This is a genomic window from Streptomyces sp. NPDC031445, from assembly GCF_055581365.1.
This window is the reverse complement of record NZ_JBVIJO010000006.1, coordinates 205,302-224,493: the sequence shown is the minus strand read 5'-3', so window position 1 is coordinate 224,493 and position 19,192 is coordinate 205,302. Positions and strand designations below refer to the sequence as shown.

Annotated in this window: 17 protein-coding genes; 4 read left to right on the top strand and 13 right to left on the bottom strand. The window is 73.8% G+C overall.

Annotated elements, in window-relative coordinates; genetic code table 11:
* Position 1: 1 nt before the first annotated feature.
* From ACZ5DC_RS18330 to infC, 10 genes are all read right to left on the bottom strand, one after another.
* Positions 2-538, bottom strand: a complete 537-nt coding sequence (locus tag ACZ5DC_RS18330; RefSeq protein WP_366750802.1) for an NUDIX hydrolase — start codon at positions 536-538, stop codon at positions 2-4.
* A gap of 65 nt (positions 539-603) precedes the next feature.
* Positions 604-1,944, bottom strand: a complete 1,341-nt coding sequence (locus tag ACZ5DC_RS18325; protein ID WP_468653867.1) for a transcriptional regulator — start codon at positions 1,942-1,944, stop codon at positions 604-606.
* A 188-nt stretch (positions 1,945-2,132) separates the two neighbouring features.
* The gene (locus tag ACZ5DC_RS18320) at positions 2,133-3,230 is read right to left on the bottom strand and encodes a PP2C family protein-serine/threonine phosphatase (protein ID WP_468653865.1); all 1,098 of its coding nucleotides are present in this window, start codon (positions 3,228-3,230) and stop codon (positions 2,133-2,135) included.
* 166 nt (positions 3,231-3,396) lie between these two features.
* Positions 3,397-5,919 (bottom strand): phenylalanine--tRNA ligase subunit beta, encoded by a 2,523-nt coding sequence (pheT, locus tag ACZ5DC_RS18315; RefSeq protein WP_468653863.1) that lies wholly within the window; start codon positions 5,917-5,919, stop codon positions 3,397-3,399.
* Positions 5,919-7,040, bottom strand: coding sequence for a phenylalanine--tRNA ligase subunit alpha (pheS, locus tag ACZ5DC_RS18310; protein ID WP_366750797.1), 1,122 nt, complete (start codon positions 7,038-7,040; stop codon positions 5,919-5,921). The genes pheT and pheS overlap by 1 nt, the downstream gene beginning before the upstream one ends.
* Before the next feature lie 201 nt (positions 7,041-7,241).
* Positions 7,242-8,372: a sensor histidine kinase gene (locus tag ACZ5DC_RS18305; protein WP_468653861.1), complete on the bottom strand. Its 1,131-nt coding sequence runs from the start codon at positions 8,370-8,372 to the stop codon at positions 7,242-7,244.
* Positions 8,373-8,422: 50 nt separating this feature from the next.
* The gene (locus tag ACZ5DC_RS18300; RefSeq protein WP_366750795.1) at positions 8,423-9,283 is read right to left on the bottom strand and encodes a TrmH family RNA methyltransferase; all 861 of its coding nucleotides are present in this window, start codon (positions 9,281-9,283) and stop codon (positions 8,423-8,425) included.
* Positions 9,284-9,477: 194 nt separating this feature from the next.
* Positions 9,478-9,861, bottom strand: coding sequence for a 50S ribosomal protein L20 (gene rplT / locus ACZ5DC_RS18295; protein WP_014671645.1), 384 nt, complete (start codon positions 9,859-9,861; stop codon positions 9,478-9,480).
* A 96-nt stretch (positions 9,862-9,957) separates the two neighbouring features.
* A complete protein-coding gene (rpmI, locus tag ACZ5DC_RS18290; protein WP_004933563.1) occupies positions 9,958-10,152 on the bottom strand; it encodes a 50S ribosomal protein L35 in 195 nt (64 codons plus the stop codon).
* Positions 10,153-10,274: 122 nt separating this feature from the next.
* Positions 10,275-10,949 (bottom strand): translation initiation factor IF-3, encoded by a 675-nt coding sequence (gene infC, locus ACZ5DC_RS18285; protein ID WP_468653858.1) that lies wholly within the window; start codon positions 10,947-10,949, stop codon positions 10,275-10,277.
* 340 nt (positions 10,950-11,289) lie between these two features.
* On the opposite strand from infC, the gene ACZ5DC_RS18280 reads away from it, so the two are divergent.
* Positions 11,290-11,664, top strand: coding sequence for a DUF1844 domain-containing protein (locus ACZ5DC_RS18280; RefSeq protein ID WP_366750793.1), 375 nt, complete (start codon positions 11,290-11,292; stop codon positions 11,662-11,664).
* Here ACZ5DC_RS18280 and ACZ5DC_RS18275 read toward each other — a convergent pair.
* Complete coding sequence (locus ACZ5DC_RS18275; RefSeq protein ID WP_468653855.1) at positions 11,655-12,416, bottom strand: SseB family protein; 762 nt, start codon at positions 12,414-12,416, stop codon at positions 11,655-11,657. The two genes, ACZ5DC_RS18280 and ACZ5DC_RS18275, sit on opposite strands and share 10 nt — an antisense overlap.
* 149 nt (positions 12,417-12,565) lie before the next feature.
* Here ACZ5DC_RS18275 and ACZ5DC_RS18270 point away from each other — a divergent pair, with 149 nt between their 5' ends.
* Together ACZ5DC_RS18270 and ACZ5DC_RS18265 are read left to right on the top strand one after the other, a co-directional pair.
* Positions 12,566-13,516 (top strand): serine hydrolase, encoded by a 951-nt coding sequence (locus ACZ5DC_RS18270; RefSeq protein ID WP_468653853.1) that lies wholly within the window; start codon positions 12,566-12,568, stop codon positions 13,514-13,516.
* Between the two features lie 133 nt (positions 13,517-13,649).
* Positions 13,650-14,837 carry an alpha/beta hydrolase family protein gene (locus ACZ5DC_RS18265; RefSeq protein ID WP_468653851.1) on the top strand — a complete coding sequence of 396 codons (1,188 nt, stop codon included), beginning with the start codon at positions 13,650-13,652 and terminating at the stop codon, positions 14,835-14,837.
* A 4-nt stretch (positions 14,838-14,841) separates the two neighbouring features.
* On the opposite strand, the gene mycP is transcribed toward ACZ5DC_RS18265, so the two are convergent.
* Positions 14,842-16,050 carry a type VII secretion-associated serine protease mycosin gene (gene mycP, locus ACZ5DC_RS18260; protein WP_468653849.1) on the bottom strand — a complete coding sequence of 403 codons (1,209 nt, stop codon included), beginning with the start codon at positions 16,048-16,050 and terminating at the stop codon, positions 14,842-14,844.
* On the bottom strand, positions 16,047-16,904 hold the full coding sequence (locus ACZ5DC_RS18255) for a hypothetical protein (RefSeq protein ID WP_468653848.1): 858 nt from the start codon (positions 16,902-16,904) through the stop codon (positions 16,047-16,049). The genes mycP and ACZ5DC_RS18255 overlap by 4 nt, the downstream gene beginning before the upstream one ends.
* A gap of 1,084 nt (positions 16,905-17,988) precedes the next feature.
* Between ACZ5DC_RS18255 and ACZ5DC_RS18250 the strand changes: the two genes are divergently transcribed.
* Entirely contained in the window at positions 17,989-19,191 is a 1,203-nt protein-coding gene (locus ACZ5DC_RS18250) for an amino acid deaminase/aldolase (protein ID WP_468653846.1), read from the top strand.
* Position 19,192 lies beyond the last annotated feature (1 nt).

The window sequence follows — 19,192 nt, the reverse complement described above, 5'->3', positions numbered from 1 at the left end:
CCTAGCCTTCCGCGAGCCTGAGGTGGTGCAGCAGGAGTAACGCGGCCGCCATGTTGGCGGCCGGGACCTCCCCACGGGCGATCAGGTCGGGGACGAGTTTCAGGGGCACCCATTCCCGCCGGTCCGACTCGAAGTCGTCCACGGGGTGCCCGATGTACTCGCCCCGGTCGGACCAGTAGATGTGGTGCCGGGCGTCGGTGAGGCCGTTGGACGGCTCCACGCTCATCAGGTGGTGCAGGGGCCCCGGCCGCCAGCCGGTCTCCTCCTCCAGTTCCCGGGCCGCCGCGCTCGCGATGTCCTCGCCGTCCTCGACGACGCCCGCGGCCAGCTCCCAGCCCCAGCTGTCGGTGATGAAGCGGTGCCGCCACAGCAGCAGCACCTCGTTCGCCTCGTTGACGACCGTGGCCACGGCCACGGGGCGCAGCCGGATCAGGAAGTGGTCGAGGTGCCGGCCGTCCGGCAACGCGACGTCCGCCAGATTGACGCTGAACCAGCGGTTTTCATACACAGTCTGTTCGCTTTGTTTCGTCCACTGCACGGTTCTGCCACCTTCCGCCGAGTAAGTGGCAATATCGCAGCAGGGACGGTGCGCCTACAGAGGGCCTACAGCGGTACGCGCAGTGCCCCGTCGATGAGTTCGGCGGCTTCGGCGGTGCCGGCCGAGCCGCAACGCACCAGGTGCTCGCGTACCGCGCGCAGTCTGTCGCGCAGCCGCTGGGACTCCATTCCCCGTGCCTGCTCCGCCATCCGCACGGCGGTGGCGACGGCCTTGTCGGCGTTGCCCTGGCGCAGTTCGATGGTGCTGAGCATGGCCAGCCGGTGCACCCGGCCCCGGTCGTGGGCCGGGTTGTCGACGGCCTCCGCCGCGTGCTCCCGGGCGGCGGCGAGTTCCCCGAGGCTCAGCAGCGCCTCGGCCACCTGCACGTTGACCAGCCCCGGCTGGACGTACCCGGTCTCGTCGGGCTCGTGGCCCCGCCGGATCCGGTCGGCCGCCGTCTCCGCCCGCCGGATGCACGACAGCGCGCTCGCGCTGTCGCCGAGGTGCGCGTACGCCTTGGCCTGCATCGCGTACAGGTCGGAGGCGAGCGCCGGGGTGATGTGCCGGCCGGCGGCGCGCAGCGCGGCCTCGGCGAAGGCGACGGCCTGCCGGTACTCCCGCATGAACAGCGACTGGTTGACCAGCAGCGCGATGACGTACGCACCGAGACCGCGGTCCCCGCTGGCCTTCGCCAGCCGCAGCGCCTGGTGGAAGTAGCGCTGGGCGAGCCCGTGCGCGTCGGAGTCGTACGCGCAGATGCCCGCGATCGCCACCAGGCCGCCGGTGGCCCGGTGCAGTTGACGGCCGGTGGCGTCCGCGTAGCTGCCGCGCAGCAGCGGCGCGGCCTCGGAGTTGAGGAACCCGACGATCCGTGAGCGGGTCGCGACACCGCCGGTCTTGCGGTACATCTGCTCGTAGTGCGTCCGGGCGGCGCGCAGCATCTCGATGTCGGCCGTGGTCACCGGGTGCCGGCCGCCCCGGGAGACGTCGACGTCCTCGGGCGGGTTCTCCCACTCCCACACCGGCATCACCGCCGGGGTCCCGGTGACGGCCGGGGCGCCCAGCACATGGGGCCGCTGCTGTTCGTCCGAGCGCCACAGCGCGGTGGCCCGCTCCACGAACCCGCCCAGCGAACCGGGGTGCGGGGTGCTGGGCTCACCGGGCACGCCGAGCCCGATGTCGTCGAGCGTGACGGGGCGTTGCAGCCGTGCCGCGAGCACCTCGCAGATCAGGTCCGGCACCTGGCCGCGGGGCCGCTGGCCCTTCAACCAGCGTGCCACGGCGGTGTGTTCGTACCGCAGCGCGAGTCCGCGGGCGCGGCCCGCCTGGTTGACGTGGGCGGCGAGACCGGCGTGCGAGATGCCCGCCTCGTCCAGGATGGCGTCGAGCAGGGTGTTGGGCTGCATGGGATGCCCCCCGAGTGGCCTGGTGCGGTCAGCGTAGTGGCTGGGCGTTCACACGGGGTGTGAACCGAGTGCCCGTATCCGTGGCGTACGCGCGCTGTCGCGGAGCGTGTCGGTCCGGTTGACTGAGACGCCTCGCGAGAGGCCGGCCGGGCCGCCGGCTCCCCCCTCGAACGACGGCGGCCCGGCCGCTAGCCGTACGTCGTCGGCTGCGGGCGGGCGGGTGCCGTACCCGCGCACGCGGCGGAGTCGCTGATGCCGTCGCCCCGCGCCCCCGGGGAGTCGTGGCCCGCCCCTCGCCGGCCGTTGCGCAGGACCAGCACCGCGACGTCGTCCGTCGTCCTGCCGAGCGTGTGCCGCAGCAGGCCCGTGAAGACGGTGCGCAGGACCTTCTGGGGTGAGACGGGGTGGTCCCGGACGGCCGCGCGCAGGGCCTCCGGCAGCGAGAAGAACCGTCCCCGGCCGTCCCGGGCGTCCTCCGCCCCGTCCGTGAAGAGGACCAGCGACTCCCCCGGACCCAGCCGGCCGCAGGGCAGGACCTCCAGCTCGGCCGGCAGCGGGAACGCCCCCAGCGGCGGAAGGGGGTCCGCGCCGGTCAGCTGCTCGACCCTGGTCCCCCGCAGCGCGTACGGCCACGGGTGGCCGCAGTTGAGGGCGCGCAGCTCGCCGTCCCGGCCGATCTCCAGGAGCAGCACGGTGACGAACTCCTCGGCGACCGGGTGGTCGAGGTCGCAGGGGCCGTGTGCGGGGTGCTCGGCGCGGGCGCGTTCGCGCAGGTGGCGGGCGAGGGCGCGGTCCAGTCTGCGGAGCACGCGGTCGAGTCCGGGCTCGTCGTGGGCGGCCTCGCGGAAGCTGCCGAGGAGGGCGGCGACGGTGCCGAGGGCGGCCAGGCCGTGCCCCCGTACGTCCCCCATCACCACCCGGACCCCGTGCTCGGTGGCGACGGCCTCGTACAGGTCGCCGCCGACGCTCGCGCCCCGGTCGGCGGAGAGCTGGGCGGCGGCGACGTCGATGCCGTCGAGCCGAGGCGGCAGCGGACGCAGGACGACGTCCTGCGCGGCGTTCGCCGCCCGCCGGGCGAGCCGCAGCTCCCGCAGCAGGGAGTGGCGGACATGGACGATGAGGCCGGTGCCGACGGCGAAGAACACGGCACTGGTGACGATGCGGGCCCCGAGCCCGTTCTGCTGGGCGAGCGGACAGCCGAACTTGTAGCCGACCGCGACGGCTCCCCAGACCGTGGGCAGTACTGCCACCCGCCCGGTGGGCGCCCGTGCCTTGATGCGGATCATGCCTCTGGTCCCCCATATGGGCCTGACAGAGGAATCGGACCGGCCCCGAAAGGCCGGTCCGATTCTGTCGACGGCATGACCCGGGCGGCGAGGATCACCCTCACTTCCCACCCGAACGAGTGAGCCTCCGTCGGTCAGCCCGCATTTATGCAGCTGGCGGAGGCGTTCAGCCCCGGAGCACCGCCCCGGTCCGCTCACCCGCGAGGGCGACCGCCGCGTCCCGCGCGGCCGAGGCCTCGTCCACGGTCAGCGTGCGGTCGGCGGCCCGGAAGCGCAGCGCGTACGCGAGCGACTTGCGGCCCTCCCCGAGCTGCTCGGCGTTCTCGTACACGTCGAACAGCCGGATGGACTCCAGCAGTTCACCGGCACCCTCGCGCAGCGCCGCCTCGACCTCCACGGCCGGCACCGGCTTGTCGACGACGAGGGCGACGTCCTGCGTGGCGACCGGGAACGTGGAGATGCCCGGCGCCTGCGGAACGCCGTCGCCCACCGCCTCCAGGGCGTCCAGGTTCAGCTCCATCGCGCACGTGCGCTCGGGCAGACCCAGGGCCTTGAGCACCCTCGGGTGCAGCTCGCCCGCGTGACCCACGACCTGCTCCGCGCCGTCGGCGACGACCACCAGCTCGGCGCACCGGCCGGGGTGCCACGGACCGTACTGACCCTTGCGGACGACCAGGTCGGCACCGGCCTCCCGGGCGACGGCACGCCCGGCCTCGACGGCGTCGGCCCAGTCGGCCGGACGGCCCTTGCCCCACCAGCCGGCCTGCTCACGGGCGCCCGCGAGGACGACGGCCACGTGCCGGGGCTGCTCGGGCAGCGCGGCGTTCAGCGCGGCGATCTCCTCGTCGGTGGGACGCCGGTCGACGGGCAGGTGCGTGGCACCGCGCGACTCCTCGCGCGGCAGGAAGACCAGCCCGGTCTCGAACAGGGCGAGGTCGTGCGAGCCCCGGCCGTCGTTGCGCCGCAGGGCGCCGAGCAGGCCCGGCAGCAGCGTGGTGCGCAGCGCCGGCTCCTCGTCGTTGAGCGGGTTGACCAGCTTCACGACGCGGCGGGCCGGGTCACCGGCCTCCAGCCCGAGCTGGTCGAAGACCTGCTCGCTGACGAACGGGTAGTTCGGCGCCTCGACGTAGCCCGCGCCGGCCAGTGCCCGGCCGACCCGCCGGTGCAGCCGCTGGCGGTGCGTCAGGCCGCGGCCCGAGGGCGGCTTGGGCAGCGTGGAGGGCAGGTTCTCGTAGCCCTCCAGCCGGATGACCTCTTCGGCCAGGTCGTTCGGGTCGACCAGGTCGGGACGCCAGGACGGCACGGTGACCAGCAGCTCGTCCTGCCCGTACACGTCGCAGCCGACCTGCTGGAGACGGCGTACGACCGTCTCGCGGCCGTAGTCGACGCCCGCCACCTTGTCCGGGTGGCCGGCCGGGAGGGTGATGGTGTGCGGCGCCGAGGGCGCGATGATCTCGGTGACGCCGGCCTCGGCCGTACCGCCCGCGAGGAGGACCAGCAGGTCCACCGTGCGCTGCGCGGCGGCAGCGGCGGCCTGCGGGTCGACGCCCCGCTCGAAGCGGCGGGACGCCTCGGAGAGCAGCTTGTGACGGCGGGCCGTCCGGGCGATGGAGACGGCGTCGAAGTGCGCGGCCTCGATGACCACGTCCGTCGTGCCGTTGACGCCGTCCTCGGTCACCTCGTGGTCGGCGATCTCCGTGTTGGCGCCGCCCATCACTCCGGCGAGGCCGATCGGGCCGCGCTCGTCGGTGATGACCAGGTCCTCGGCGTGCAGCGTGCGCTCGGTGCCGTCGAGGGTGACGAGCTTCTCGCCCTCCCGGGCGCGGCGCACGCCGATGGTGCCCTGGACCAGGGACCGGTCATAGGCGTGCAGCGGCTGGCCCAGCTCCATCATCACGTAGTTCGTGACGTCGACGGCGAGCGAGATCGGGCGCATGCCGACCTTCTGGAGCCGGCGCCGGAGCCAGATCGGGGAGCGCGCCTCGGGGCGCAGACCGGTGACCGTGCGGGCGGTGAAGCGGTCGCAGCCGAACGGGTCGGAGACCTGGACCGGGTAGCCGTAGGCGTTCGGCGCCGGGACGTCGATCAGGGCCGGGTCGCGCAGCGGCAGGCCGTAGGCGATGGCGGTCTCGCGCGCGACACCGCGGATGGACAGGCAGTCGCCGCGGTTGGCGGTGACGGCGATGTCCAGGACCTCGTCGACCAGCTCCAGCAGCTCGATGGCGTCCTTGCCGACCTCGGTCTCCGGCGGCAGCACGATGATGCCGTGGGTGCCGTCGTCGCCCATGCCCAGCTCGTCGCTGGAGCAGATCATGCCGTGGGACGTCTTGCCGTAGGTCTTGCGGGCGGAGATGGAGAAGCCGCCGGGCAGCGTGGCGCCGGGCAGGACCACGACGACCTTGTCGCCGACCTGGAAGTTGCGGGCGCCGCAGACGATCTCCTGGGGCTCGCCCGTGCCGTTGGCCTGGCCGACGTCGACGGTGCAGAAGCGGATCGGCTTCTTGAAGCCCTCCAGCTCCTCGATGGTCAGCACCTGGCCGACGACCAGGGGGCCCTTGAGGTCGGCGCCGAGCTGCTCGACCGTCTCGACCTCCAGACCGGCCGAAATGAGCTTGGCCTGGACGTCACGGCCGGTCTCGGTCGCCGGCAGGTCGACGTACTCCCGCAGCCAAGAAAGCGGGACCCGCATCAGATCTCCATCCCGAACGGCCGGGTGAACCGGACGTCACCCTCGACCATGTCTCGCATGTCGTCGACGTTGTGGCGGAACATCAGCATCCGCTCGATGCCGAACCCGAAGGCGAAGCCGCTGTACTTCTCCGGGTCGACGCCGCAGGCGGTGAGCACCCGCGGGTTGACCATGCCGCAGCCGCCCAGCTCGATCCAGCCCTCGCTGGAGCAGGTGCGGCAGGGCCGGTCGGGGTTGCCGACGGACTCGCCCTTGCAGACGTAGCAGAGCATGTCCATCTCGGCGCTCGGCTCGGTGAACGGGAAGAAGTTCGGCCGCAGCCGGGTCTTCATGCCCTCGCCGAACAGCGACTGGACCATGTGGTCCAGGGTCCCCTTGAGGTCGGCCATGGTCAGGCCCTCGTCCACGGCGAGCAGCTCGACCTGGTGGAAGACGGGCGTGTGCGTGGCGTCCAGCTCGTCGGTGCGGTAGACGCGGCCCGGGCAGATCACGTAGACCGGCAGCTCGCGGTCGAGCAGGGAGCGGATCTGGACCGGCGAGGTGTGGGTGCGCAGCACGACACCGGACTCGGCGCCGCCGTCGGGCCCCTGGACGAAGAAGGTGTCGGCCTCACCGCGCGCCGGGTGGTCCGGGCCGATGTTCAGGGCGTCGAAGTTGAACCACTCCGCCTCGACCTGGGGACCCTCGGCGACCTCGTAGCCCATGGCCACGAAGATGTCCTCGATGCGCTCGGAGAGCGTGGTCAGCGGGTGGCGGGCACCGGCCGGGACGCGGTCGTACGGCAGCGTGACGTCGACGTCCTCCTCGACCAGCACGCGGGCGTCCCGCTCGGCCTCCAGTTCGCCCTGGCGGGCGGCGAGGGCCTTGTTCACGGCGCCGCGCGCCATGCCGACGCGCTTGCCCGCCTCGGCCTTGGCGTGCGGGGGGAGCGCGCCGATCTCGCGGTTGGCGAGGGCCAGCGGGGAGGCGGGGCCGGTGTGGGCGACCTTGGCCTCGTGGAGCGCGTCGAGGGAGTCCGCGGCGGCGAAGGCGGCGAGCGCCTCGTCCCGCATGCGCTCGATCTCTTCCGGTTTCAACGCCTCGACCTCGACAGGGTCGTACGACTTATTGGGTGCCGACATCTCTTCCCGTGCTTCCGATTGTCCCCCAGCTGACGCTGGGAGGTGCCCCCTGGCGGATGGTCCCCGTGACCGGCGTAGAGGGCCGTGCAGGACACAAAGGTGCCAAAGGCCGAGTCTAACGGGGTGGACGTAGACGAATGGCCCGTGGGCCGCTAGGCCCACCCGTCACCCGCCACCGCCCTATACGACGCTACGCGGCACCTAGAATTCAAACGCCGGCGCGCTCACGGGCAACGTAAACCGGAACTCGGCGCCGCCGCCGGCGGCCCGGCCGACCGTGATCGTGCCGCCGTGGGCCTCGACGATGCCCTTGACGATGTACAGCCCGAGGCCCGTGCCGCCGCGCTTGCTGCCCCTCCAGAAACGGGTGAAGACGCGGTTCATGGACTCCTCCGGGATGCCGGGCCCCTCGTCGCTCACGGTGACCGACGTGCCGGTTTCCTCGCCCTCGCGCGGGGACGGCGTGGGCGTGACGTCAATGGTGACGGTTCCCTCGCCGTGCCGCACGGCATTTTCGAGGAGGTTGCTGAGCACCTGGTCGATCTTGTCGGGGTCGGCCCACAGGGCGGGCAGCGGCTGTTCGATCCGCAGCAGGAACCGGTCGGCGGGCTGGCCGGCGGCGACGTAGGCCTGGATGTGCCGGGAGACGGCGGCCCCGATGTCGACGGGCTGGCGGCGCACCTCCAGCCGCCCGGAGTCGATCCGGGAGATGTCCAGCAGCTCGGCGATCAGACGGGTGACCCGGTCCGCGTCGGCGTCGACGGTCTCCAGCATGAGCCGCTTCTGGTCGTCGGTGAAGCGTTCCCACTTGGCGAGCAGGGTGGCGGTGAAGCCCTTCACGGAGGTCAGCGGGGAGCGCAGCTCGTGGGCGACGGTGGCGATCAGTTCGGCGTGGCTGCGCTCGGTGCGGCGGCGGGCCTCGGTGTCCCGCAGGGAGACGACCACGCTGCGCACCGGACCCAGGGGCGCGTCGCGCACGTAGCGGGCGGAGACGAGGACCTCGCGGCCGCCGGGCAGCAGCAGGTTGCGCTCCGGCTGCCGCACCCGGATGGCGAGCCCGCCGTAGGGATCGGTGAGCTGCCACCAGCGGCGCCCCTCCAGGTCCTCCAGCGGCAGCGCCTTCTCCAGCGACTGTCCGATGGCGTCGGCGGGCCGCACCGCGGTGATCCGTGCGGCGGCGGCGTTGAAGCAGGTCACGCGGCCGTGTGCGTCGGCGACGACGAGGCCGTCGGGCAGCTGGTCGGGATCGACGCCGGAGCCGGCGCACCGGGACGCGGGCGCGCCCCGCGCGTCCCGTCCTTCCGGCGCGGTGCTCGTGCCGGCCACAGTCATCCCCGTACCCCACCTCTCAGACGGCGCAGGGCCCCGCGCTGGTCACCCTACTAGCTCTCGGTGACGGAGCGGCACCCTCCGGAGGCGCGCTGTGCACGGGCCGACGCGTAGAGACATACGGCGGCGGCGGTGGCGAGGTTCAGACTCTCGGCCTTCCCGTGGATCGGGACGCGTACGACGGCGTCGGCGAGGGCGCGGGTCTCCTCGGGCAGTCCCCATGCCTCGTTCCCGAACACCCAGGCGGTCGGCCCGCCCATGGTGCCGCGGTCCAGCTCCTCGTCCAGGTCGCGGTCGCCGGCCCCGTCCGCGGCCAGGACGCGCACCCCGGCCTCCCGCAGCGCGGCCACGGCCCGCTCGACGGGGACGCCGACGGCCACGGGCAGGTGGAAGTGCGAGCCGACGGAGGCCCGGACGGCCTTGGGGTTGTACAGGTCCACGGAGGCGTCGGTGAGGATCACGGCCTCGGCACCGGCGGCGTCGGCGCAGCGCAGCACGGTGCCGGCGTTGCCGGGGTCCCGCACGTGCGCCAGCACGGCGACCAGCGTGGGCCGGGCGGCGAGGATGTCCTCGAACGGGGTGTCCAGGAAGCGGCAGACCCCGACCAGGCCCTGCGGGGTCACGGTGGTGGAGATGTCGGCGATGACCTCTTCGGAGGCCAGGTGCACCCGGGCACCGGCGTCGCGGGCCGCGCCGATGATGTCGGCGTACCGCTCCGCGGCCTCCACGGTCGCGAACAGCTCGACGAGGGTCGGGACGCCGTCGACCCGGTGCCCGGCCGCCTCCCGGACGGCCTGCGGCCCTTCGGCCAGGAACAGCCGGTCCTTCCCCCGGAAGTTCCGCTTGGCCAGCCGCCGCGCGGCGGAGACACGGGTGGACCTGGGAGAGATCAGCTCAGGGGTGGCGGGGGGCATCCTCGTACTTTCGCAAACTCGTGGCGCCCCCGAAGGGGCGCGGGGCTCTGTCGATATGCGGCTTCGCCGCGTGGGCGCGACCGGCCCCCACCGGCCGTCGGCCGAACGACCGCCGAGGGGCCCAACGACAGGACCCGCAAGCCGTGACAGCCTGCGGGTCCTCCAGTGAGCGTCGGCTCAGAGCCGGCGCGGCGTCACGCGGCCTTGGGCGCGTTCACGTCCGACGGCAGCGCCTTCTGCGCGACCTCGACGAGCGCCGCGAAGGCGCTCGCGTCGTTCACGGCCAGCTCGGCCAGGATCTTGCGGTCGACCTCGACGTTCGCGGCCTTCAGACCCTGGATGAAGCGGTTGTAGGTGATGCCGTTGGCGCGGGCAGCGGCGTTGATGCGCTGGATCCACAGCTGACGGAAGTCGCCCTTGCGCTTCTTGCGGTCGTTGTAGTTGTAGACCAGCGAGTGGGTGACCTGCTCCTTGGCCTTGCGGTACAGGCGCGAGCGCTGACCGCGGTAGCCGGAGGCCTGCTCGAGGATCGCCCGGCGCTTCTTGTGGGCGTTGACTGCCCGCTTGACGCGTGCCACTTGTTAACTCCTTGTAGCGGGGTCGTGGTGGTCCTCACACGACCCGGAATCGATTCGGTCCCGGTCCCGACGCACGGCGCTCAGCGCGCCGCCGCGTCACTTGCCGAGAAGCTTCTTGATCTTCGCGGCGTCGCCCGGGGCCATCTCGGCGTTGCCGGTGAGGCGACGCGTGACGCGGGACGACTTGTGCTCGAGCAGGTGGCGCTTGCCGGCGCGCTCACGGAGCACCTTGCCGGAGCCGGTGACCTTGAAGCGCTTGCTGGCACCGCTGTGCGACTTGTTCTTCGGCATAGCGCCGTTATCTCCTCGTCGGTGGCGCTCCGGTGCCCGGTCGTGAAACCGGGCACGGTGGAGCGTCGCTCTCTTCTGTCGGTTACATCCTCGGGGACGTACGGGACGTACATCCCCCGGGGTCACGCCTCGGCCGGCTCTTCGGACGGCGCCTCGGAGGGCGCCTCGGCCTCGGCAGGGTTCTGCGACTTGCCGGGGTTCGCCTTCGCGTCGGCCTTGCGGGCCTCCTGCGCCTGGCGGGCCTCGGCCATCGCCTCGGTCTTCTTCTTGTGCGGACCGAGGACCATGATCATGTTTCGGCCGTCCTGCTTCGGGTTCGACTCCACGAAACCGAGGTCCTGGACGTCCTCCGCGAGCCGCTGCAGCAGTCGGTAGCCCAGCTCGGGGCGGGACTGCTCGCGACCACGGAACATGATCGTGATCTTGACCTTGTCGCCCTGCTTGAGGAACCGGACGACGTGACCCTTCTTGGTGTCATAGTCGTGCGGGTCGATCTTCGGCCGGAGCTTCATCTCCTTGATGACCGTGTGCGCCTGGTTCTTGCGCGCCTCACGGGCCTTCATGGCCGACTCGTACTTGAACTTCCCGTAGTCCATGAGCTTGCACACGGGCGGACGGGCGTTCGCCGCGACCTCGACCAGGTCCAGGTCGTACTCCTGCGCAAGCTCCAGTGCCTTCGCGAGCGGCACGATGCCGACCTGCTCGCCACTGGGACCGACAAGTCGCACCTCGGGAACGCGAATCCGGTCGTTGATGCGGGGCTCGGCGCTGATGGATCCTCCTCGGTAGCACCACACGGCGGTCTGGCGGACAGCCGCGTAACGTCTCTTTTCGTGAGACCTAACCGCGCCGAAGCATAAAAAATGCCCCGGACGATCACAGGCGGGGCTCCAAACGACCGGAGCACCGCCGCGATGCCGCGGGGCGCGCTTTCGGGCGACTCCATCGTCCGTACGGAACGATGGCGGCCGCCTGACCGGGTGACCCGCCGTCCCGGGGGACGGTCGGGTGGGAGATCGGAGCCTCCACTTGTGGGCCGGACACAATCATGTCCAGCCGGTCGTCCTCCAGATTAGCAGGATCGCTTGACAAGGGCGAATTCAGGGGCGCCGGGCGCGACCACCTATGGTGTGGGGCATGAGTGACACCCCTGCCGAGCCCGCTGAGTCTTCAGAGGTCCCCGACTTCGACGCGATGACCCGGGACATCGCCGAGGTCCCCGCCGTCGAGGTGATCGTGACGGTCGCCGTCAACCTGATGAGCGCCGCCGCCGTGAAGCTCGGGCTCAGCGAGGAGGGCGAGAAGTACAAGGACCTGGACGAGGCCCGCAAGCTGATCACCGGGCTCGCCGGTCTGCTGGACGCGAGCGCGACCGAGATCAGCTCCTTCCACGCGGCTCCGCTGCGCGACGGCCTGAAGTCGCTCCAGCTGGCGTTCCGCGAGGCGTCGATCGTCCCGGACGAGCCGGGCCAGGGGCCGGGCGAGAAGTACACCGGCCCGGTCTACGGCTGACCCGCTCCCCCGCGGCTGATCCCTTCCCTCACGTACAGGGGCTCGCCCGGAGGCGTGGTCCCGGCCGGCAGCAGTGCCAGGTCGAGACCGCGCACCAGGCGGGCCCGCAGTGTTTCGTCGGCCGCCAGCCGCTCGGCGACCGCGCGGGCGGCCTCGGCGGGCGGCGCGGCCGGGTCGAGGACGAGGGCGAGGGTGCCGTCGGCCTGGCCGGGCCCGAGGTGGGCGCGCAGCACGGCGGGCTCCGCCGCCACCGCCGTACGCACGGCCTCCACCACGGCGGGGTCGGCGAGCGGGTCGGTGCTGGTGCGGCCCTCGGCGAGGGCGAGCAGCGCCGGACCGGTCAGCTCGAACGGCACGGGCCCGGCGAGGTCGAGCACCACCGTGTCGGCCTTCTCGTGCGCGGCGGCCTGGAGGGCCTGGTGCAGGGGGACGGCGACCGGGCGGGCCGCGGGGTCCCAGCGGGCGAGGGAGTCGGTGGAGGTGAAGGCGGGCAGCGCGGTGCGGCCGCCGGCCTTCAGGGTGGGTACGGCCATGTCGCTGGTCTTCTCGCGGCGCAGGCCGTTCTCGTCCTCCTCCACCTCGCCGAGCACGGCGACGACGGGGACCAGCAGACGGGCGCCCCGGAGCGCCTCCAGGACGGGCCCGAGGGCACTGCGGTCCTCGGCCCAGGCGGCCAGCGCCGCGCTCAGCCGGGGGTCGGCGGAGCCGTCGTCGTCGGAGAAGCCGGGGTCGGGAATGTTCTTGTTCGCCACGGTCCCTGACCCTATAGGGGGACGGCTGCGTGGCCTGTCCGGGGCCGGGGGCGCCGGTGACAGCGCGTTCACAGCGTTCGCGGTCTTCCCTGACCCGGCTCCCAGCTCCGTCCCACGGGGCGCACAGCCGCTGCCCCGAGCATCGCGGCATGGAGTCCTCGGGAGCCCGCCGTGGCCGCCGCGCGCGACCGCCCCGGCGCCGTGCCCTGCTGTGCACCGCCCTCGCCGCCGTCGCCGTGGGCGGGGTCACCGCCGGCGGCACGGTCTACGTGCGGGGCCGGGCACGCCCCGCGGCCGTGGCCGTATCGTCGGCGGCGGCGCCCACGGCCACCGCCTCGGCCGGGGCCGGGGAGGAGGCGTCCGTGCGCGAGCCCGCAGCGGTGGACCGGACAGCCCTGCTGAGCGCTGCCATGGCCGAGATCGGGGTGCCGCCGGGCGCGCGGGTGTCGGCGGCGGTGCTGGCGCCGGGGTCCGGGGAGAGCGCCGTGTACGGCGACGCCTCCTTCGACACGGCGAGCATCGTCAAGGTCGACATCCTGGCCGCGCTGCTGCTCCGGGCGCAGGACGCCGGCCGGCGGCTGACGGCGCCGGAGCGGGCGTACGCCACGAAGATGATCGTCAACAGCGACAACGCGTCCGCGACCGCGCTGTGGCACACGATCGGGCGGGCCGCGGGGCTGGACGCGGCCAACGAGCGCTTCGGGCTGACGGGGACCTCCGGCGGGGACGGTGAGCTGTGGGGGCTGACCCGGACCACCGCGGCCGACCAACTGGTCCTCCTCCAGCAGGTGTTCGGTGAGCGCTCGAAGCTGAGCGCCGCCTCGCGGACGTACCTCCAGGGGCTGATGGAGTCCGTCGAGCCGGATCAGCGGTGGGGGGTGTCGGCCGCCGCCGAGGGCAGCTCCTGGGCGCTGAAGAACGGGTGGCTGCCGCGCAGCACGACGGGACTGTGGGACGTCAACAGCATCGGCCGGGTGACGGTGGACGGGACCGACTACCTGGTGGCGGTGCTGTCCGACGGCACGGCGAGCCTGGCGCGGGGGATCTTCCTGGTGGAGGCGGCGGCGAAGGCGGCGGTGGGGGTGTTCGGCGACGAATGACCCGTCGCGTCCGGCCGTGAAAGATCCGGCGACGGCCGGTCAGATGACCTAGTGTGCAAGGGACTTGACGATGAGCAGGCCGGGCGCCGGCGATGTCTTCACCGAGCCTGCGTCCGGCCGCGGAAGGAGCCCGGTGCCTCCCGTACGCCCCACTCGCCGATCCCTCCTGACCGGTGGCCTCGGAGCCGTCGCGGCCGCCGCCGTTCCCCTGTCGGCTCCCGGACACGCCTCGGCGGCCGGCCTCCTCCCCGTCCGGCTGGCCGGACCGACCGGGCCCGAGCCGGTGGGAGCCGTGGAGCTGCACCTGGTCGACCCGTCGCGGACCGAGCCCCGGTCGGGCAGCGGAGAGCCGCGTGAGCTGATGGTGACCGTGCACTACCCGGCCGCCGATGTACGTGGACACGCGCCGCTGCCGTGGCTGCCGCCCGGTGCCGAGCGGGCGGTGAAGGCCCGCTTCGGCGGAGCGCTGGACGGCTACGCGCTGCCGTGGACGCACAGCGCGGACCGGGCGCCGGCCAGGCCGGGCCGCCGGCCGGTGCTGCTGTACTCGCCGGGCTACACCGCGGACCGCACGTTCGACACCCTCGTCGTCGAGGACCTGGTGTCCTATGGATACGTGGTGGTCACGGTGGACCACCCGTACGACTCGGGCGAGGTGGAGTTCCCCGACGGCCGCGTCGTGACCTGCCCCGAGCCGGACCCGGCCGGCCGGGCGGAGGCGGTCGCGGTGCGCGCCGGCGACCTGCGGTTCGTGCTCGACCAGTTGGCCGTCGTCAACCGGGGCGGCAGTCCCGACGCACAGCGGCGCGCGCTGCCCCGCGGTCTGTGCGGGAGCCTGGACCTCACGCGGACCGGCGCTTTCGGGCACTCCCGGGGCGGTGCCGCGTCCGCGGCCGTCATGTACCTGGACGAGCGGGTGCGGGCCGGCATCGACCTGGACGGCGCGCTGTACGGGCCGGTGGTCGAGCACGGTCTCGGCCGGCCGTTCCTGCTGATGGACACGGCCGTTCACGACGGCATGGACCAGGATCCGACCTGGCACCCGTTCTGGGAGCGACTGCGCGGCTGGCGCCGCTGCCTGCGGCTCGCGGACGCCGACCACAACTCCTACACGGACCTGGTGGCCGTCGCGCCCCAGGTCCCGGACGTGGTGCGGCAGCAGTTGCAGGTCGGCGCCCTTCCCGCCGACCGGGCGGTGGCGGCCGTACGGGCCACGGTGCGGGCCTTCTTCGACCTGCATCTGCGCCGCCGCCCCGACACCGCGCACCTGCTGCACGGCGCTTCGCCGCGCCACCCGGAGATCGGGTACATCGCCGGCTAGCGGCTCAGTCCGGGTGTCTGCGGCCCCGCCACAGGATCACCCCGGCCACCAGCAGGACCCCGCCCGCGCCGCCCGCGAGCGGGGCCGCCCAGTCGGCGGGGCCGCTCGTGGCCCTGGGGGCGTCCGGGCCGGCGCCGAAGTACTTCTCGCCGTAGGACGCGGCCTCAAGGTCCCGGGGTCGGACGCGGGCGGCCGCCCTGAGGGCCGCCGCCGGGTCGATCATGCCGAAGCCCCGGGAGTCGTCCCGGCCGCCGGCCGGGGCGTCCCGCGCGGTGTCCTCCAGGACCTTCTTGACCTGGGCCGGGGAGAGGCCGGGGTGGGCGGCCTTGATCAGGGCCGCCGCGCCGGAGACGAAGGCCGAGGCGGCGCTCGTGCCCCAGCCCGCGTAGTACTTGTGGTCGGGGTCGGCGATGACGACGTCGACGCCGGGCGCGCTCACGGCCGCGTACCAGCGGCGGGTGGAGAAGGCGGCACGGGTGCCGTACTTGTCCACGGCGGTCGCGGCGATGACGCCCGGGTACGCGGCCGGGTAGGAGACGTGGTCGCCCTTGTCGCCGCCGTTGCCCGCCGAGGCGACGACGACCACGCCCTTCTTCAGGGCGTACTGCACCGCCTCGTCCTCGCCGGGTTCGGGATGGGCCGAGTTCGAGTCGTCGCCGAGGGAGAGGTTGATGACGTCGGCGCCGTGGTCGGCGGCCCAGCGGATGCCGTCGGCGAGGGCGTTGCCGCGGGTGGTGCGGGCCTTGGCGCGGGCCGGGTCACCGTCCTCCAGGATCACCCGGACCGGCAGGATCTTCGCCTCGGGGGCGACGCCGACGACGCCGTCGGTGCGTCCGGGGCCGTGGCCGTGCCCGGCGATGATCCCGGCCATGGCGGTGCCGTGCCGGGCCCAGGTGCGGTCGCCGGGTCCGGAGCCGAAGCCGATCATGTCCTTGTCGGGCAGGACGTTGCCGGCGAGGTCCGGGTGGCCGGCCTCGACACCGGTGTCCAGGACGGCGACGGTGACGCCCCGGCCCTCTGTGGTCCGCCAGGCGTCGTCCAGGTGGAGGGCGGTGAGGCCCCACTGCTGGGCGCGGATGCCGTCGGCGCGGGCGGCGGCGGACGGCAGCAGGGCGAGGGGGACGGCGAGCAGCAGGCTCACCGCCGCCCGGGCGGCATGCCGGACGGCGTGCCTGGCGGCGGACTCGGCGGCGTGCCTGGCCGCGTGCTTCATGAAGGCTTCTCCGTGGCCGTGCCGACGGTCTTGCGCAGGCGCCGTTCGACGCGGTCGGCCAGGCCCTGGGCCTCGTTGCCGAGGCCGGCCTGGGCCGGTGCCGTGGTCGCGCCGGAGCGGACGGCGTCCGCGGCGGGCTGGGGGGCGTCGACGGTACGGCCGTCGGCCCAGCCGGAGACGGCGTAGGCGACGACGGGGGCGTCGGTGAGCACGGAGACGGTCCACGAGGCCCGCTGCCGGTCGCCGAACCCGGCGGCGGCCGTGCCGGCGGCGGCGTACGGCCGGGGCATCAGATCGGCGCGGCTGTCGAGGTGTTCGTCGCGGAAGCGGGCGGCGAGCGCGGACATCGCGGCGGGGTCGGCCTTGGTGAAGAGCAGTCCGACGGTGGTGACGTAGGTCTGGGTGGCGTCGGTGTACGTGGCGCGCAGCAGCCGCTGGCAGCCGACGGGCGCGAGGGCCTTGTGCAGCAGCGGGTCGAAGGCGTGGGCGCAGCCGCTGTCCCGGGCGACGGCGATCCGGGTCCAGGTGCGGTCGGCGCCGCCGGGGCCCGCGCCCGTGCCCTGGACGGTGCGCGGGAACAGGTCGTCCACGGGCACGCTGTGCCAGAGGGTCCGGGCGGTGCCGAAGGCGTTCCCGGCGCCGCCCGCGCCGTCCGCGCCGGTGAGCCAGCTCCCGGTCGCGGCACCGCCGATGAGTCCGAGCCCGAGCACGACGCAGGCAGCGGCGGCGACGGTGCGGGCCCCGACACGGGGACGTGTCCGCTCCCCGAACCGTTCGGGCTCCCCGAACGACACGAACGGCCGCCCGTCGCTTCCGGCCCCCCAGGAGTGAGCGGGGTCGGGCGCGGGACGCACGGGGTGAGCGGAGGCGGAACCCAGGGGACTCCAGGCCCCGGCCCGGTCGTCTCCCCGCCCAGGCGGGGGAACGGCACCAGCGCGAGCGACCTCCGCCTGCCCGGGCGCGCCACCCCTGCGGGGGGCTCCCGCCTGCCCCGGTGCCGGTGCCGGTGCGTCAGCCGTGCGGGGACGCGTCTCCTGCCCGGGCGCGGACACGTCGGCGGTACGGCGGGCCCCGGGCGCACCCACGGAGCCGGCCGGAGCCGAACCGGTCGGCCCGGTGGGCGCGCTGGGGGCCGAGCCGGGGTGTCCGGGGCCGGGTGACGGACTACGCGCGGAATCCGGCGTACGCGAGGACCCCGGCGGAGTCGGGGACACCGGCGCCGGTGACGTTGCCGGGCGGATCGGGCGGAGCCGGACCGTACCGTTCTCCGTGGCCGTCTCAGCCGGGCTCGCCGTCTCCGCCGGGGTATCCGAAGCCGTCGGCGCCGTAGAAACCACCGGAGCCGTCAGCCCTCTCGGAGCCGCCGGACCGGTCGGACCCGCCGGAGCCGGTGCGCCGCTGGGGTGCGCGGTCGGTGGGCTGTCGGGGAACCGGGCCGAGGCGGGCGGCGGGGGCGGGCTCAGGGGGGCGGGGGCCTCGGGTACGGCCGAGGGGCGGGGGCGGTGGGCGTGCGGGACCGCTTCGGGTGCGGGCCGCGCACCGCGCGGGGTGAAGACCGACGGCTCCTCTTCGGGGTCCTCGTCCGGCCGCGCCGGCGGGCGCTGGGCCGGGGGCCCCGGAGGGGTCGACGGGCGTCGCGGGACCGGGGCGTGGCGGGCTCCCGTGCTCATGCACCCCCCGTTTCCTCGTGCCCGGGCCGTCTCCTCGTACGCGGGCCGGTCCGCTGCTCGGCCGCCCGGTGTGGAAGCTCCTTCCGGGCACGCATACCCGTACGGCCGGACCGGCATCCCGGTTCAGCCGGTGACCGGGCGGGTTCCGCCGTACGTGCGCGTCACTCTACGGGTTGTCCGGGAGGGAGGGAGAACCAGTCCACGAGCCCGGGGCATCTGCCCGGAACGTCCCCTACCCTGCGGTAATCCTGTCTGGCACGCTTCCGTCATGACTGCGCGCGCCGCCGACCGGGCCCGTTACGACCGGGCCACCGCCCATCTCGACGCCCCTCTCGCGATCGTGGACCTGGACGCCTTCGACGCCAACGCGGACGACCTGGTCCGCCGTGCCGGAGGCAAGCCCGTGCGGGTCGCCAGCAAGTCGGTCCGCTGCCGGGCGCTGCTGGAACGCGTGCTGGCCAGGGACGGCTTCCAGGGCGTCATGTCGTTCACCCTGGACGAGTCGCTGTGGCTCGCGCGTTCGGGGTTCGAGGACATCCTGCTGGCCTATCCGTCGGCGGACCGGGCCGGGTTCGCCGAACTGGCCGCCGATCCCAAGCTCGCCGGTGCCGTCACCGTGATGATCGACGATCCGGCGCAGCTCGCGCTCATCGACGCGGCCCGCGACGGCGGACGCGAAGTGGTGCGGGTGTGCCTGGAGCTGGACACCTCGCTGAGGCTGCTGGGCGGCCGGGTCCGGGTCGGGGCACGGCGTTCGCCGCTGCACTCCCCCGCCCAACTCGCCGAGCTGGCCCGGTCCGTGGCCCGGCGGCCGGGTTTCCGGCTGGTGGGGATCATGGCGTACGAGGGGCACATCGCCGGGGTCGGGGACGCGGTCGCCGGGCGGCCCCTGCGCTCGCGGGCGATCCGGCTGATGCAGGCCACCGCCCGGCGGGAGCTGGCCGAGCGGCGGGCCGCGGTCGTCCGGGCGGTCCGTGCGGTGGCCCCGGACCTGGAGTTCGTCAACGGCGGCGGCACCGGCAGCGTGCAGCACACCGCCGCCGAGGACGCGGTGACGGAGATCGCGGCCGGCTCGGGGCTGTACGTGCCGCGCCTGTTCGACAACTACACGTCCTTCAACGCCCGTCCGGCCGCCCTCTTCGCGCAGCCGGTGGTCCGGCGGCCCGGCGTGGGCGTCGTCACCGTGCTCGGCGGCGGCTACCCGGCATCCGGCGCCGCCGGCCCCGACCGGCTGCCGGTGCCGTACCTGCCGGAGGGGCTGCGGTACGACCCGCAGGAGGGCCCCGGCGAGGTGCAGACCCCGCTGCTCGGCTCGCCCGCCGACGATCTGCTCATCGGCGACAAGGTGTGGTTCCGCCACGCCAAGGCGGGCGAGCTGTGCGAGCGGTTCGACACCCTGCACCTGGTCGAGGGGGACGCGGTGACCGCCGCCGTGCCCACCTACCGGGGCGAGGGGCGGACGTTCCTCTGAG

What these genes read in the sequence shown, in the direction of transcription:
- pheS (WP_366750797.1), bottom strand. Translation starts at nt 7,040, where the DNA reads ATGTCGGCACCCAATAAGTCGTACGACCCTGTCGAGGTCGAGGCGTTG.
- rpmI (WP_004933563.1), bottom strand. Translation starts at nt 10,152, where the DNA reads ATGCCGAAGAACAAGTCGCACAGCGGTGCCAGCAAGCGCTTCAAGGTC.
- ACZ5DC_RS18300 (WP_366750795.1), bottom strand. Translation starts at nt 9,283, where the DNA reads ATGCCCCCCGCCACCCCTGAGCTGATCTCTCCCAGGTCCACCCGTGTC.
- ACZ5DC_RS18250 (WP_468653846.1), top strand. Translation starts at nt 17,989, where the DNA reads ATGACTGCGCGCGCCGCCGACCGGGCCCGTTACGACCGGGCCACCGCC.
- mycP (WP_468653849.1), bottom strand. Translation starts at nt 16,050, where the DNA reads ATGAAGCACGCGGCCAGGCACGCCGCCGAGTCCGCCGCCAGGCACGCC.
- ACZ5DC_RS18320 (WP_468653865.1), bottom strand. Translation starts at nt 3,230, where the DNA reads ATGATCCGCATCAAGGCACGGGCGCCCACCGGGCGGGTGGCAGTACTG.
- ACZ5DC_RS18325 (WP_468653867.1), bottom strand. Translation starts at nt 1,944, where the DNA reads ATGCAGCCCAACACCCTGCTCGACGCCATCCTGGACGAGGCGGGCATC.
- ACZ5DC_RS18270 (WP_468653853.1), top strand. Translation starts at nt 12,566, where the DNA reads ATGGAGTCCTCGGGAGCCCGCCGTGGCCGCCGCGCGCGACCGCCCCGG.
- ACZ5DC_RS18305 (WP_468653861.1), bottom strand. Translation starts at nt 8,372, where the DNA reads ATGACTGTGGCCGGCACGAGCACCGCGCCGGAAGGACGGGACGCGCGG.
- ACZ5DC_RS18280 (WP_366750793.1), top strand. Translation starts at nt 11,290, where the DNA reads ATGAGTGACACCCCTGCCGAGCCCGCTGAGTCTTCAGAGGTCCCCGAC.
- pheT (WP_468653863.1), bottom strand. Translation starts at nt 5,919, where the DNA reads ATGCGGGTCCCGCTTTCTTGGCTGCGGGAGTACGTCGACCTGCCGGCG.